Below are 15380 nucleotides of genomic sequence, written 5' to 3'. Positions count from 1 at the left end.
TATTTTAATGAAATGAAAAGTCAGGTTTTGTGCGTATGTTTTTCTTTAACGAGAAGATATTTTCATAGCTTATTTCAACTATTTCATACTCCTTTTTTCCAAGCGGAAGTGTGATCTTAAACTCATCTTCAACCTGTTTGCCCATCATTGCACGAGCAAGCGGAGAGTGGACAGATATAAGTCCATTTTCAGGTTCTGACTCTAAAACACCGCAGATGGTGTAGCTCTCCTCTTCATCCGTCTCAAGATTTATGATCTTTACACTGCTGCCGAAACTGACTTTGTCGTGCGGGAGTGTTGATGGGTCGATAATTTGCGACTTCTCTATCATAGAGTTTAGATAAAAAAGCCTTTTGTCAATAAACCTAAGCTTCTCTTTAGCAGCCTGATAGTCGGCATTTTCGCTTCTATCGCCCAAAGCAGCCGCAACAAGTTTTTCCTGCGCGACCTTTGGTTTTTCTACTTCAAGCAAAAATTTAAACTCTTCGATCAAAAGGTCATACCCTTCAATGCTCATAGGCTCTTTGCTAATAGCTGAATCCTAGTATGTAATAGGTGTTTTTATTATCAAGCTTATTGATTGCAACTTTATATTTTTCACTAAAATGTCTAATTTTTTCATGCGCTTCTTGGGCAATCTCAGCGCTTGGAGCTTCAACTTTTATCTTAAAAAAATCGTTTGAATTTGACATTGCAATGTATGAGCCGTCTACCCTTAGATGGTCATGCAGGTCCATAATGTGTTTTTGTATTTTTTCATAACCCGCTGTATTTTCTTCAATCCTCTGAAGTTGTTGAACCAAAGCACTGTTTGGAACATAACCAAGTTGTGTCAGCATCGCTTCTTTTTGCATATCTTATCCCCTCTTTTTTAAAAAATGTAAGAAAATAATATCAACTATTTGTAAATATTCAGTACTTTTTTATGAACATATATGTATCATCTACCCTAAATTAATATTCGATAAAAAGAGAGAATTAAATGACTGAAGAGATACTCAAAAAAATCAAACAACTACCTCCGCTTCCCGAATCAGTTATGCAAATTGAATCCGTTTATCAAGACCCTGAAAGCACCTTTAACGATATGGTCAAAATACTGGAAAAAGATCCTCTTTTAACGGCAGATATTTTAAAAGCGGCCAACTCTCCTCTGTATGGATTTAGCCGTGAGATCAATGCCATAAATCAAGCAGTAGGACTCTTTGGCATGGGAACCGTAAGAGGTTTTGCCCTTGCAAGCATCGTAAAAAAGAGTTTTGATCTTGACCTCTCAGTTTACGGCATAGACAATGACACATTCTCAATGTTATCTAAGAAACAGCATGCCCTTACGACCTCTTGGTGCCTTAAAAAAGATTCTAAACTTTTGGGGATACTCTCTCCTGCAGCGTTTCTAGTCGAGATCGGCAAGGTTTTAATTGCTCAGCAAATCATGGCAGATAATACGCAGGAGAAGTTCAAAGAGGCGCTTAAGAGCTCTGCTACACTTGAAGAAGCAGAGAGAGAAGTAACAGGAGTAGATACACCCGAAGTAAGTGCTAAAATATTTGAACACTGGAGATTTGAATCGGGGCTTGTTGACACTATCCGCCACTGTCTAAATCCCCAAGATGCGAAAGATGAGATCAAAAAACCTGCCGAGATCCTGCATGTAGTACGCACGGTAGTTGAGCTCAACGGCTCTGTTACAGATGAGAGTATAGCTGCAGCAAAAGAGCTAATAGAGAAATACTCTCTTGATATGGAGAGCTTCGATAGAGCGTTGCAAAATCTGTAATGTTTGATATTAAATCACTCCTTATAAAACTCACAAACGCTCTTAGCGAGCAGGATATTGTTGCAGATGAGAGAGAGTATATAAACAACTATCTTGCCAAAGGCTACATCACAAAAAAAGATGACATTTACAAGTTTAACTCAAAATATCGTGCGGGAACACTGGGTTTGATCCAGAATGAAACTGCATACCTTCATGTCATAGGCGAGTACGTACGTGATATGTTCGTGGGCGAAGGTGATCTGGCAAACGCTAGAGAGGGTGATCTGGTCATAGTTCAGAGACTCCTCGGTAAAAGAGGCGCTCCCGCTGCAAAAGTTGTCGAGATAGTAGGAAGAGCGCAGAGCTACAGCGTCGCATACATCATCTCCAAAGATGGCAGAAAATCTCTTGTTGATTTAAAGACCGAGTACCCAACGGGCGTGGAGATGACGCAAGAGGAACTAGATGGGTACGAACATGGCGACGTATTTAAGATCAACAATCAGGACTTTACCATTATGGAGCGTCTTGGCAACATAAACAACCCTCTTGTTGATGAGAAAATTGTCCTCGCACAGTTTAACAAACATGACGAATTTGAGCCCGAAGTACTGGAGCTTGCCTCATCTTTTAAAGAGGTAGACGCCTCAAAATACTCTTCAAGAGCAGATATAAGAGAGCTTGCCTTTTGTACGATCGACCCCGTAACCGCAAAAGATTTTGACGACGCGATATACTGGGATGACAAAAAGACTACTCTCTATGTTGCAATTGCGGATGTCAGCGAATATGTGACCCCTTTTGGCGCAATAGACAATGAGGCGATCTACAGAAGTTTCTCTATCTATCTTCCTCACCGCTCAATCCCGATGCTCCCACGTCAGCTGAGTGAAACACTATGTTCTTTGCAGCCGCATGTCGACAGACTCGCTTATGTTTTTGAAATAAAACTGAATCTTGATTCGCTTGAAGTAGAGAGATCAAAAGTTTACGAGGCACTAATCCACTCGCAGAGAAGATTTAACTATGAAGAGATCGACGACTTCTTAGAGGGAAGACTTGAAGCTCAAAACGACTCTGAAAAAGAGATATTTGAGTACATCTCAAAGCTAAAAGTGATAACGGACAGACTCAAAGAGAAAAGATTGGAGGTAGGTTACAATTTTCGCTCCAACGAACTTGAGATGTTTATAGATGAGAACTCAAACATCACACATACAACCTACGCCCAAGAGACCCCTTCACACGCTCTTATAGAGGACTGTATGCTTCTTGCGAACAAAGAGGCTGCAAAGAGGTTTAAAAAAGGGATATTCCGTATACATGAGCCGCCGACTCAAGCGAAACTGCAAAATCTCTATCAAGAACTTGCAGGGATCGGTATGTATGTTGATATTAAAAAATCTATCAAAGACACTATTACCGAAATACAAAATCAAGCAAGCGAGATGGGTCTTGTAAGCGAGGTAGATACACTTATCATCCAGTCTCAGATGCAGGCTAGATATGCACCTTTTAATGTAGGACACTTCGGGCTTGGATTTGATGAGTATACGCACTTTACTTCACCTATTAGAAGATACTCGGACCTTATCGTTCACAGACTCTTAAAAGCCATTGCAAGAGGCGATAAAGAGGAGAGCTCTTACGTTCTTAGAAACATAGAGTCACTCTGTATGAGCGTGAGCGAAAAAGAGAGAGAGGCGTCAACGATCGAGAATGAGTTTATGGCAAGAAAGTTCACCCGCTGGGCAAATGAGAATATCGGCGGCGTCTTTAAGGCGAGAATCACATCTACAGACCCGTATCTAAAAGCAGAGCTTCATGATGAGATTCAGGGTGCCAGATTTCTTATCAACCATGGACTTGATGCTCAGCTCTTTGAAGATGTCAAAGTAAGGATCGACAAAGCGGATATTGCCAAAGGAAAAATCTACGCAAGCGTTGTCGAGAGAGTAGAGAGAGATATCTAAGCGTGTATAAAAGCGAACTCGATAAACATATACAACAAAACACTCTTGCAAACAGTTTTATACTTTTTGGAGAGAGCACATTTTTAATAGACAGATATACTCAGATCCTCACAAACATTCCAGATGCTTCCGTTGCAAAGTTTTACCATGACGAGTATAATTTTGCCTCCGCAAAAGCCCATCTTTCACAAGCTTCTCTTTTTGGCGACCAAAATGTTCTAATAATAAAGAGCGAAAAGAAGATTCCAAAAAAAGAGCTTGAGACGCTGATAGAGTATTGCGAAAAGAACCAGGAAAATATATTTGTCTACGCCTACTACGGCGATGACCATAAAAGCTATACAAAAGCTCCTGCAAAAACAAAGACAATGTGTGTGCGTTTCTTCCACCCAAATCAGGGCGAGTCCATATTTACACTATCTCAGGTGGCTCGTGAAAAAAACGTCAATATCGACAACCAGTCTATCAGCCATCTTCTCGCCATACATAACTGGGATGTAGCCCTTGCATGCAATGAGATAGATAAGCTAAAAGTTTATGACAGAGCCATAACTACAAAAGATGTTGACAATCTTGTCTTCGGTCTGGCAGAAGTAAATATAGAGAGTTTTATAAACAAGATACTTAATAAAAAAGATTTTAAAACAGACCTTGAGAGTATGCTCGATCACGGAGAGGATGAGATAAGGATACTAACAGCCATAACCTCCTACATGACCCAACTATACATGTTTCACATCTACATTCGCATAAACGGTGCTCCAAATGCCCTAGAGATACTCGGATACCCTGCCCCTAAATTTGTCGTAGATGCAAAAGCAGCAATGTCGATAAAAATAAAACCACAAACCTACTATAAACTTCACGAACTACTGCTTGATAGCGAACTGAAGATGAAGAGCTCTCACGTTGATAAAGGGGCTATTTTGCTCTCAACGCTTTTAAGAGCTCAACAGTTATTGTAAATTTTTTAAAATATTTTAAAAACTAAAAGAGTGATGGAGTTTCAAGGCGCATAACGAGGAAGCTTAAAAACTAAAGATTTTTGTTTAGTGTGCTTTAGATTTAAATGTTTGAGTAAAGGAGGCTACTGAAGTAGCTGAGAGCACTCATCATTTAAAGATGAAGTGCAATTAGCAAAAAGATTAGTTTTTAGTTGTGTCTACTATTTTGTTTTTAGATATCCACGGCATCATAGTTCTTAATTTAACACCTGTCTGCTCAATTAAAGAAGCTCTTGCATTTGTACGCTCAGCGTTCATTCTTGGGTAACCTGCTTGACCCTCAAGGATAAAGTCTTTTGCAAATCTACCGTCTTGGATCTCTTTTAAGATCTCTTTCATAGCAGCTTTACTCTCTGCATTGATAACACGCTTGCCTGAAACGTAGTCACCATACTCTGCTGTGTTTGAGATCGAGTATCTCATATCTGCGATCCCGCCCTCAAACATCAAGTCAACGATAAGCTTTAGCTCATGAAGACACTCGAAGTATGCAAGTTCAGGAGCGTATCCAGCTTCAGTCAAAGTCTCAAAACCTGCTTGAACAAGTGATGCTGCACCGCCACAAAGAACAGCCTGCTCTCCGAAAAGGTCAGTCTCAGTCTCATCTTTGAAAGTCGTCTCGATGATAGCTGTTCTACCGCCGCCGATTGCAGAAGCGTATGAAAGTGCCAACTCTTTAGTTGTACCGCTTGGGTTTTGACCGATAGCGATAAGATCTGGAATACCGCCGCCTCTTACAAACTCTGAACGAACAGTATGACCGGGAGCTTTTGGAGCGATCATAGTAACGTTAATGTCTGCTCTTGGGTGAATTCTTCCGTAGTGGATGTTAAATCCGTGTCCAAATGCGATAGTTGCACCCTGCTTTAGGTTTGGCTCGATCTCGTTTTTGTAGATCTCTGCTTGGTTCTCATCCGGTAGAAGGATCATTACAACATCAGCGTAAGCAGAAGCTTCACCAACTGTCATAACTTTGAAGTTTTTAGCTTCAGCTTTAGCCCATGAAGAACCGCCTTTTCTTAGACCAACAACTACTTCAACACCGCTGTCTCTTAAGTTTTCCGCATGTGCGTGACCTTGAGAACCAAATCCTATCATAGCAACTTTTTTGCTTTTGATCAGTTCGATATTACAATCTTTGTCGTAGTAAACATTTAATGCCATTTGTTTTCCTTGATATTATATTAAGCTTAAACGCTTAAAATTTTTTTGGCATTATACTAGAATAAAGCAAAAACTTTTATAATGTCAGCAAAAACAGAGGAATATTTATGAAAAAGTTTAATCTTTTTAAAGAAATTATTACAGTTGATAAAAATAGTCTGCAAGTTGCGATAGATACACAAAAAACTTTTGGCATAGATATTGGCGGCAAGATTTGCCATGAGCCATTTACGACAGATGACATCCTCATCTACATAGGCATTCCCGACACAAAAGCCGCTCTTTGTGAGGCTCTTGGCAGAAAATATCAGGTTGTAGAGGATGGAAGCAGAGTTCTCATCAAAGCTTTTTCAAACTGGCAGGAGATCATTGGCTTTAACACTCCAAGAGCTACTTACGACGATACTACGGGTGACGGCGTAGATGAGTTCAGTACAAAAGAGATGGAGGATATCGGGTGGCATGCCGCCGAGTTCAACATCAACTACAGAACACTTGTCGAGCTTCTTGAAGAGAAATGCGAAGGCACCCTCATCTGCATAGAGCAGGAGGACCCTTACCAGTTCAGCGGTCTTGGTTTTATTTCAGAGAAAAAACATGCGGCAGAGACTCTTTTTGAATACTGCCAAAAAGAGGTAAAGAGACTGATCGAAGAAGATGAGGATTTTGCAAAAGAGAGTCTGAATGATGATGAGCTTGAAGCTGCAGAGTTTTTTAAGGCTCTTTAGCTTCTAAAATTTTAACTGCTCTTTTTCTTTCCGAATTTTGAGACAAGAACATAAAAGAGCGGAATAAATATGATCGCCAAGAAAGTTGCTGCCAACATTCCTCCCACAACTCCAGTACCGATCGAGTGTCTGCTCGCCGCTCCTGCTCCGCTGCTGATTGCGAGAGGAATAACTCCGAGCGTAAATGCAAGAGAGGTCATAATAATTGGACGCAGACGAATCTTTGCCGCCTCCAATACGGCTTCTACAAGCTCCATGCCCTGCTCTCTTTTTTGCATAGCAAACTCTACGATAAGGATCGCATTTTTAGCAGAGAGTCCCGCTAGAACAAGGATGCCTATCTGGAAGTAGATGTCATTTTCAAGACCTCTTATATGGTTTGCAACAACTGCCCCAAACACCCCAAAAGGAACCGCCAAGATAACTGAGACAGGCATCAGCCATCTCTCATACTGCGCCGCCAATATCAGGTACAAAAATATTATCCCGAATATAAACGCCATACTTCCGGCACTGCTTATCTGCTTCTCCTGATATGCGGTTCCTATCCAGCTGATGGTATATCCCTGAGGAAGGACCTCGTTTGCAACCTCCTCTATGGCTTGTAAAGCATCGCCCGAGCTGTATCCAAGGGCAGGCTGTCCTGAAATTTTGGCCGCACTAAAGAGGTTGAACCTCTCCACCAGGTCAGCACTTACTATCTGTTTTAGCTCAACGAACGAGCTAAGCGGAAGCATCTCGCCTTTGTCGTTTCTGACATATATCTTGCTCAGATCTTCGGGAGATTTTCTAAAGGACTCATCCGCTTGCATATTTACCATATAGGTTCTGCCAAAGAGATTAAAGTCGTTTACGTAAAAGGTTCCAAAGGTCGCATTTAGAGTCTGGTAAACGTCATCTATGCCGACTCCTTTTGCTTTTACCTTTGCACTGTCCACAATCACTTTATACTTCGGGACATTCGTATTGAGCGTACTTCTAACACCTGCGAGTTCGGCTCTCTCGTTCCCTTTTTTTATGATCTCGTTTACATACTTCTGCAGCTCTTTAATATCTGAGCCGGTTCTATCCTGAACATATAGTTCAAAACCGCCTGCTATCCCCATTCCACGGATTGGAGGAGGCACGACACCAAAAGAGAAACCGTCACTCGTAGCAGAGAGTTTTTTACCCATCTGCGATGCGATATGTACGGCATGCTGATGCGGCTCTGTCCTCTCATCCCAAGGCTGAAGCTTCAAAATAGTAGCGGCAGAGTTTGTTCTTAGAGAGAATGTTACAAAGTCTATTCCCGCAAACTGGACTATGTTCTTTATGCTCTCTTTATCTTTTGAGACAATATCATAGACCTCTGAAGTAAGCGCATCCGTTCTGCTCAGCGCAGAGCCAGGAGGGTTGTAGCTAAATACAAACACCGTTCCCTTATCCTCTGTCGGGACAAGCCCCGTCTTTAGAGAGTTGAACATATCGTATGTTATGTAGATAAGTCCTCCAAAGAGAATCATACTTAAAAATGCATATCTTATGGTCAGCTTTAAAGTTTTTGAGTAGCCTCTTGTAGCGAACTCAAAAAAGTTGTTGAACCATTTGAAGAAATATTTCGGCTCTTGATGTGTCGGCTTTAGCATAAGCGCACAAAGCGCAGGTGTAAGAGTAAGTGCCACAAAACCTGATATTGCCAATGAGATGACGATGGTAACTGCAAACTGTCTGTACATCTCACCGCTTAGCCCTCCCAAAAACGCGACCGGAATAAAGACGGCAGAGAGAACCAGCACGATGGCTACAAGCGCGCCTGAGACCTCTTTCATGGCAACAAGCGAAGCCTCCGTAGGTGAGAGCCCCTCTTTTATATGCCTCTCGACATTCTCAATAACGATAATGGCATCATCCACCACTATACCGATCGCCAAAACAAGCCCAAAGAGCGTAAGCAAGTTGATACTAAAACCCAAAATATACATACCGACAAAAGCACCTATTATCGATACAGGAACGGCTAAAATAGGTATCAGCGTAGCTCTCCAGCTTTGCAAAAACAGGTAGATGATAAGAACGACAAGAATGATCGCCTCTATAAAGGTCTTTATAACCTCGTTTATAGAGAGCTCGACAAACTCCGTAATGTCATAGGGTATCTCATACTCTACATCCTCTTCAAAATTCTCACTGATCGAAGCTATCACCTCTCTTATGTTTTTTGCCGTCTCTATCGCATTTGCACCACTTTGCAAAAATACGGCGACAGGAACGGCAGGCGAGTTATTTAGCTTGTTTTTCATCGCATAGCTTTGGGAGCCAAGCTCCACAGAAGCCACATCTTTAAGCTTTAGAGAGCTTCCGTCCTCATTTGCTTTTATGATGATATCCGAGAACTCCGACGGGTCACTAAAACGCTCCTGTGTCTCAAGCGTATAGGTGAACATCTCGCTCCCGGAGACCGGCTCTGCCGAGAGCTTACCTGCGGCGTACTGCTCATTTTGCTCTCTGATGGCCAAGATAAGATCATTTACGGTAAGAGAGTATTTTTTGAGCTTTAGAGGGTCTATCCAGACTCTCATGGAGTAATCTTTTGCACCAAAGATCGTTACGTCTCCAACCCCTTTGACCCTCTTTAGATCATCGACTATGTTCATAAGAGCGTAGTTTGAAAGAAATGTCACATCTTTTGTCTGCTTTGGAGAGTGCAGAATTATAACCTGAAGCATATCTGGCGATTTTTCTGCAACTCTGACGCCCTGTCTTTGAACCTGCTCGGGAAGCCTTGAGAGAGCCGCCTGTACACGGTTGTTTACGTCTATTTTTGCATCATCAGGATTTGTACCTACCTCAAAAAAAACATTTATGCTAAGAACGCCGTTGTCTGCAGAGAGGGAGCTCATATAGAGCATATCTTTTGCTCCGTTTATCTCCTGTTCCAGAGGTGATGCAACTGTTTTTGAGATAGTATCTGCACTTGCACCCTGATATGAAGTAGAGACAACGATCTGCGGCGGAACGACCCTTGGATATTCACCTACCGGAAGTCCCATCATAGAGATCGTTCCCGCAAGAACGATGATTATCGCTATTACGGATGCGAATATGGGTCTTTTTATAAAAAAAGCAGAAAACATCTTATTTACCGTCCATGATAGCCACTTTTGAGTTTGGTCTCAGCTTTGCAATATTGCTCACGACAACGCTCTCTTGCTCACTAAGTCCCTTAGAGATCAGTGCAACACCGTCCATTACCTGTAAAACCTCAACCGGGCGCATAGATACCACGCCATCTTTGGCAACATATACCATTACCGCTTCTGGAGTTTTTATCAGGGCATTTTGCGGGATCTTCACGACATTGTCATAACTAAACCCATCCATTCCGACCTCAACGTAAGAGCCTACCACAAGCTCTCTGTTTGGATTTTTAAAAACTGCTCTAAGCCCAAGTGTATCGGTCTGCATATCAAGCTTTGGAGCCACATAATCAACTCTGCCGCTGTATGTTTTTGAACCTAGCACAAGAGATACGGGTACGGAGTTTTTTATTTGTGAAGAGTACTTGTAAACATCGCTGCTAGGCACGGAGAACTCTGCATATATAGAATCCAATGATGTTATGGTCGTGAGATTTGCACTTGGAGCATCTACGTTTATGTAACTTCCCTCATCACTACTGCTTATGCCTATTACACCGCTTATCGGTGCTTTTATGGTCGTATAGCTATATTTCAGCTCTGCGTTTGCAACTGCTGCTTCCGCCTTTTGCACTTCAGCTTTTGCATTATCATAAGCATATAAAAGCTCATCTCTTTGCTGCTCGCTTATCGCGCTGTTTTTAAATAGATACTCGGCTCTGCTCCAATCTTTTGAAGCTTTGTTAAAGTTCGCTTCTGCTTTTAGGAGTGTCGCTTTTGTCTCATCGAGCGCAGCTTTGTACTCCCCTTTTTGTATCTCATAGATGACATCGCCCTCTTTGACAAACGAGCCCTCTATAAAGTTCTCTTTTTCTAAAACTCCGTTTATTCTAGCAACGATCTCAACCTCTTTGAAGGGTTTTAAAACTGCCGAGTAACTTTTGGTAAAATCAACCTTCTCATATTTTACGACTTGGGCTTTTACGCTCAGCGGCGGCATCTGTGCCATCTGCGGCTGGCTTGAAACAGCACCCTCTTCATCACTACACCCCACAAACAGCAGTGAGACCGCCACAAGCGACAATACTAAATTTTTCATCTATAAAAACTCCTTTACATCTTTTCCGCTGTAGTAGATCAGCTCCGCTTTTTTCACTTCCAGATCCAAAAGCGCTCTTTCATAACCTCTAGCGGCATCATACTTCTCGCTCATTGATTCGAGATACGCTACATTATCTATAGTTCCGTTTTGGTACTTAAACTTTACAAGCTCATAAGTAGAAGATGCTGCATCCAGCGTTGCTTTGGTTGCGTCAACTTTTAGTTTTGCAATTTCAAGCGCCTTTTTTGCAAATCTATACTCAACATCTGCTCTATGCTTCTCATGCTCAAGCGTGGACTTTTTACTAAGATACTCATAATATTTTGATTCATAATTTTTGCTTCTTGCGCCAAAGTCAAAGACGTTCCAAGTGACGTTTAGCATAGCTATATTTTGAGTATCTACCAAGAAACTGCCCTCTAGGCTCTTGTCCTCAAAATAGTAGTCGCTGTAACTCAGCGTATTGTCAAAATAGACCTTTGGCAGATTCTCGCTCTTTTTTGTCTCGGCTTCATGCAAAACAGAGAGTGCTTCATACTCAAGTGATTCAATATCGGCTCTAGCAACTCTCTCCTGCTCATTTAGTGTGACTACTGAGCCATCATCTATCTTTTGGATCTTTTGTGTCGTGTAGTACTCAAGAGTGTGCAGTATCCTCTGTGATTCCAGCTCTATCTCGTTTAGCATAACCATTGAGTTTTTAAGTCTGGAGTCAATCTTTGCAACCTCATCTTTTGTCGCAGAGCCTGATTTGTAAAAGAGGTCGAGTCGTTTAAACTCCGCCTTTAGCTGTTCTATCTCTTGGTTTGTAGCATCTTTGTCGGATTCTAGCGAGAGGTACCCAAAGTAGAGCCTTGCCACATCAAGAGATATGTTATTTTTAGTAGCCTCTACATTTTGTTTGCTAGCATCTATGCTTGATTCTAACTGGCTATAAAGACTCCCTTTTTTACCGCCGTCATAAAGCGTGTACTTCAAACTAGCTTGGACTCTTAGTGAATTTTCCGCCAATGCAGCAGTCTCTTCATAAACGTTTTGATATGTTGCACCAAGCTCTAATGTCGGCAGGTACGAACTCTTGGAGCTCTCATAAGCTTTCTCTTTTGCACCAAGTGAATGCGTAGCAGACTCGACAACCCTGTTTTTATGCGATAACTCTATAAGCTCATCAAGCGTATATGAGTATAGAAAAATCGGGATGTAGAGCATAGGAAATAAAAATCTCACTTACTCTCCTTTATCTAATAATGCGAAATGGTATCACATAAACTCTTAAATATGTCTTGCCAGAAAGATATATTTTTGGCTATAATTCTGCCATGAAAAAAAATAGAGTGCATACGGATCTTATAACTAATTTTTACGGCAAAGTAAGCGGCGGGGAGCTTCCTGAAGTTTTTTTAATGACCTTTCCAATAGCACTCATCCAAAAGACAATCTTTACACATGCAGAGAGTTTTTTAAAAGAGAAGTTTGATCTCCTAAACTCCGAAGTCGATGTTTTAGCCTCGCTCTTTACACACGGAAAAATACTCTCTCCGACACAGCTTTACGACCTGACCATCTTCTCATCGGGCGGTATGACCAAGGTTTTAAAAAAGCTTGAGTCTAAAGGTTTTATTTACAGAAAAGAGGATGAAAACGACAAGAGATGTATGCTTGTCTGCCTTACGCAAAGCGGTGAAGATATTGTACTGAACTCTTTGGGCGAGATCTCAAAAGAGTGCAGTAAATATTTTGAAGCTTTTAGCGAAGAAGAGAGAGTGCTCTTCTCCTCTTTGTTAAAAAAAGTACTCTTGAATATAAACAGTGTGAAATAGCCCTCCATTTCACTTTTACTTTTTAGTCGTAAAGAGCGTGCCTTTTTCATGAACATCATTAAGCAGGTAACTTCTCGCTGATGTTAGATCAAAGCCATTACATAAGAACATTTCCAGATCGTTTTCCATTATATATTTAGCCGCCTTTAGCTTTGTCACGATACCGCCTGATGCAAATTTAGAATTTGGTGTGAACTCTTGGTCTAACTCCTCTTTGCTTAACACGTTTACATACTTTCGTATTTTTGCTTTTGGATTATCTTTTGGGTTTGAGTCGTAATAACCGTCGATATCACTCAGTATCACAAGCAGATCTGCTATTGCATAGTATGTTATATGGGCTGAGAGCTGGTCATTGTCCCCAAAAAGCTGCTCCGGTGTCGTTGAGATATCATTTTCGTTGACAATAGCCAATATGTCATTTTTAAATGTTCTCTCTATGATCTCTTGAAAAATTTCTGTATGGGGTTTTGAGTTGAAATCATCTTCTGTCATAAGTATCTGGGATATCGTAACATCAAAAATATCAAACAGATTCTTATATGAACTCATAAGAATAGGCTGTCCCAATGAAGCCAACACTTTTTTGCTTGTTGGTACGAGTTTATTTAGTTGGACTGCGGTATACCCGGCTGCGACAGCTCCGGATGTGACTAAAATAACTTCATGCTTTTTTCGCAACTCTACAATAAGAGAGACAAGGTTTAACATTCTCTCATTTGCAATTCTGCCATCCTCAATTAAGACGCTACTACCAACTTTAACAACGATACGTTTCATATAAAATTCCTTTATGTGTAATACCCATTATAACATGTGTATAGTTCCTACTCTTAAACTCCGAAGCAAAAAGAGATTCTCCTCTTTGTCTCTCGCTAGCTCCTGTGTGGGAGTTTATAATTTTGTCTATTTTGACTTTATATGCATTCCCATGGAGACCGCACAAACGAGGGGGGGAGTGTAATATTATACACTTTTAATTTTTGCCAAAAACCGCTGCAAAATTATCATAGCGGAGATAGAGTCGATGCGTCCGTCGCGTATCTGCTTTATCTCGCCCCTCATCATCGCTTCTGCTTCTTTTGATGAGTTGCTCTCATCTTGGTAAAATATCTCGCCTTTGAAATCGAGTAGGTTCATAAAGTGTGCGACGCGGCGTCTCATCTCATCCTCGCTGCTTCCGCCCATCGGTATGCCGACAACGACCGCATCCGCTTCCCACTCGTCAAGAACTTTTTTTACATCTCTTGCGGCTTGGTCTCTGTTTTTTCGCTCAACGGCTTTGAGCGGAGTTACCAGATCTTTATGCGCGCTATACGCCAGACCTATTCTTTTTAAGCCCAAGTCTATAGCAATATATTTCAATTATTTTCCTAGACAAAAAGAGCCAAACATCTTATCAAGCATCTCATCATTCTCAAAAGGTCTTGTTATAGATGCCATCTCTTTTACAGCTTCATTTAGATGAAACGAGAATATTTCAAGCTCCTGATCATTAAGCGGTTCAAACGCTTCGTCAATGTTTTTAAGAGTGTTCTCCACTGCAGATATCTGTCTTTGCGATATAAGCATCATCTCATCGGATGAATTTGCCCTGTTCATAATATCTTCAAGAGATTGAATCAACTCATCAACGCTCTCTTTTGTGTTAAGCTCCATGTCAAACGCTATATCCAAAGTCTCGAACTTCGGCTCTAAATCCACCTTGTTTTTGACATACAAAACATCTTTGGCTTTTGCATGTGACTTAACAAGCGAGATTATCATCTTATCCTCTGCATCGGCTTCTCTTGAGGCATCAAAGAGAGCAACTACGATATCGCTCTCTTTTATGGCTTCAAGTGAACGCTCTATTCCTATGCGCTCTATCTCATCACCTGCTTCGCGAATACCAGCCGTATCTACTATACGGATAAGGTGTGTGCCTATTTTAACCTGCTCTTCTATTGTATCTCTTGTCGTTCCCGCGATATCGCTTACAATCGCACGGTTGTAACTAAGCAACGCATTTAGGAGTGAGCTTTTGCCGACGTTTGGCTTGCCGATGATTGCTACTTTAAACCCCTGCATAAGTCCCTCTCTTGCCCTGCTTGCAAGAAGAGTTGAGGAGAGTGAACGTTTGAGTTCTTTAAGTTTTGCCTCAATTTGGACTACCAAATCCTCAGGCAAATCCTCCTCTGCATAGTCTATGCTTACTTCGGAGTAGGCAAGTATATGTATAATCTCATCACGGATTTTCTCAATGTACTCTTTGAGCGAACCCTTCATCTGACGAGCCAATATTTTTGCCGCGTCTTCGCTTTTTGCTTCTATGAGCTGTGCGATTGCTTCGGCTTCGCTTAAATCAATCCTGCCGTTAAAGAAGGCTCTTTTAGAAAACTCGCCGGCAGTTGCAAGTCTGGCTCCATGGGCGATGGTAGCCTTAAGTATGCTTTGCGCAACTATAAAACCGCCATGACACTGAATTTCAACCACATCTTCAGCGGTAAAAGAGAAAGGGGCTTTGAAGTAGATGAGTATAGACTCATCGATAAGCTCGCCGTTTTGGTCGTAGATGTTTGAGAGTGTTGCGTATCTTGGGGAAAAATCTTCTCTGCGGGTGAGCTTTTTAGCAATACTCAAAGCTCTATCCCCGCTTATGCGGATTATTGCGATAGAGCCTATGCCGTTTGCTGTCGCAATGGCACTTATGGTATCTTCACTCATCT

Annotated in this window: 14 protein-coding genes; 5 read left to right on the top strand and 9 right to left on the bottom strand. The window is 41.4% G+C overall.

The genetic code is table 11. The features are described 5' to 3' along the window. Positions 1-4: 4 nt before the first annotated feature. Both greA and FCU45_RS11300 read right to left on the bottom strand, forming a co-directional pair. On the bottom strand, positions 5-517 hold the full coding sequence (greA, locus tag FCU45_RS11305; RefSeq protein WP_137015371.1) for a transcription elongation factor GreA: 513 nt from the start codon (positions 515-517) through the stop codon (positions 5-7). 10 nt (positions 518-527) lie between these two features. After that, on the bottom strand, positions 528-854 hold the full coding sequence (locus tag FCU45_RS11300; RefSeq protein WP_137015369.1) for a hypothetical protein: 327 nt from the start codon (positions 852-854) through the stop codon (positions 528-530). 128 nt (positions 855-982) lie between these two features. Here FCU45_RS11300 and FCU45_RS11295 point away from each other — a divergent pair, with 128 nt between their 5' ends. Genes FCU45_RS11295 through holA form a run of 3 tightly spaced genes read left to right on the top strand, consistent with a single transcriptional unit; the run spans position 983 to position 4700 of the window. After that, entirely contained in the window at positions 983-1780 is a 798-nt protein-coding gene (locus FCU45_RS11295; RefSeq protein WP_137015367.1) for an HDOD domain-containing protein, read from the top strand. Continuing rightward, positions 1780-3735: an RNB domain-containing ribonuclease gene (locus FCU45_RS11290; RefSeq protein WP_137015365.1), complete on the top strand. Its 1956-nt coding sequence runs from the start codon at positions 1780-1782 to the stop codon at positions 3733-3735. The genes FCU45_RS11295 and FCU45_RS11290 overlap by 1 nt, the downstream gene beginning before the upstream one ends. 2 nt (positions 3736-3737) lie before the next feature. After that, positions 3738-4700, top strand: a complete 963-nt coding sequence (gene holA / locus FCU45_RS11285; protein WP_137015363.1) for a DNA polymerase III subunit delta — start codon at positions 3738-3740, stop codon at positions 4698-4700. A gap of 180 nt (positions 4701-4880) precedes the next feature. Here holA and ilvC read toward each other — a convergent pair whose 3' ends face one another. Beyond that, the gene (gene ilvC / locus FCU45_RS11280; RefSeq protein WP_137015361.1) at positions 4881-5903 is read right to left on the bottom strand and encodes a ketol-acid reductoisomerase; all 1023 of its coding nucleotides are present in this window, start codon (positions 5901-5903) and stop codon (positions 4881-4883) included. Between the two features lie 107 nt (positions 5904-6010). Between ilvC and FCU45_RS11275 the strand changes: the two genes are divergently transcribed. Then, complete coding sequence (locus FCU45_RS11275; RefSeq protein ID WP_137015359.1) at positions 6011-6631, top strand: hypothetical protein; 621 nt, start codon at positions 6011-6013, stop codon at positions 6629-6631. Positions 6632-6642: 11 nt separating this feature from the next. Here the strand turns inward: FCU45_RS11275 and FCU45_RS11270 are convergent, their stop codons facing one another. The 3 genes from FCU45_RS11270 to FCU45_RS11260 are packed head-to-tail and all read right to left on the bottom strand — an operon-like array spanning position 6643 to position 12079. Then, positions 6643-9747, bottom strand: coding sequence for an efflux RND transporter permease subunit (locus tag FCU45_RS11270; RefSeq protein ID WP_137015357.1), 3105 nt, complete (start codon positions 9745-9747; stop codon positions 6643-6645). A 1-nt stretch (position 9748) separates the two neighbouring features. Beyond that, positions 9749-10849 carry an efflux RND transporter periplasmic adaptor subunit gene (locus tag FCU45_RS11265; protein ID WP_137015355.1) on the bottom strand — a complete coding sequence of 367 codons (1101 nt, stop codon included), beginning with the start codon at positions 10847-10849 and terminating at the stop codon, positions 9749-9751. Then, positions 10850-12079: a TolC family protein gene (locus FCU45_RS11260; protein ID WP_137015353.1), complete on the bottom strand. Its 1230-nt coding sequence runs from the start codon at positions 12077-12079 to the stop codon at positions 10850-10852. 92 nt (positions 12080-12171) lie between these two features. On the opposite strand from FCU45_RS11260, the gene FCU45_RS11255 reads away from it, so the two are divergent. Beyond that, complete coding sequence (locus FCU45_RS11255; protein WP_137015351.1) at positions 12172-12672, top strand: MarR family winged helix-turn-helix transcriptional regulator; 501 nt, start codon at positions 12172-12174, stop codon at positions 12670-12672. Between the two features lie 15 nt (positions 12673-12687). Here the strand turns inward: FCU45_RS11255 and proB are convergent, their stop codons facing one another. The 3 genes from proB to mnmE all read right to left on the bottom strand — a co-directional run bounded on the left by proB (position 12688) and on the right by mnmE (position 15378). After that, positions 12688-13452 (bottom strand): glutamate 5-kinase, encoded by a 765-nt coding sequence (gene proB, locus FCU45_RS11250; protein WP_137015349.1) that lies wholly within the window; start codon positions 13450-13452, stop codon positions 12688-12690. Positions 13453-13638: 186 nt separating this feature from the next. Further along, positions 13639-14037, bottom strand: coding sequence for a Holliday junction resolvase RuvX (ruvX, locus tag FCU45_RS11245; protein WP_137015347.1), 399 nt, complete (start codon positions 14035-14037; stop codon positions 13639-13641). Continuing rightward, positions 14038-15378, bottom strand: a complete 1341-nt coding sequence (gene mnmE, locus FCU45_RS11240; RefSeq protein ID WP_137015345.1) for a tRNA uridine-5-carboxymethylaminomethyl(34) synthesis GTPase MnmE — start codon at positions 15376-15378, stop codon at positions 14038-14040. Positions 15379-15380: the final 2 nt, after the last annotated feature.

Source organism: Sulfurimonas crateris (assembly GCF_005217605.1).
Taxonomy (GTDB): domain Bacteria; phylum Campylobacterota; class Campylobacteria; order Campylobacterales; family Sulfurimonadaceae; genus Sulfurimonas; species Sulfurimonas crateris.
The sequence above is the reverse complement of the archived record's forward strand: the minus strand, read 5'-3'. Positions and strand labels throughout refer to the sequence as shown.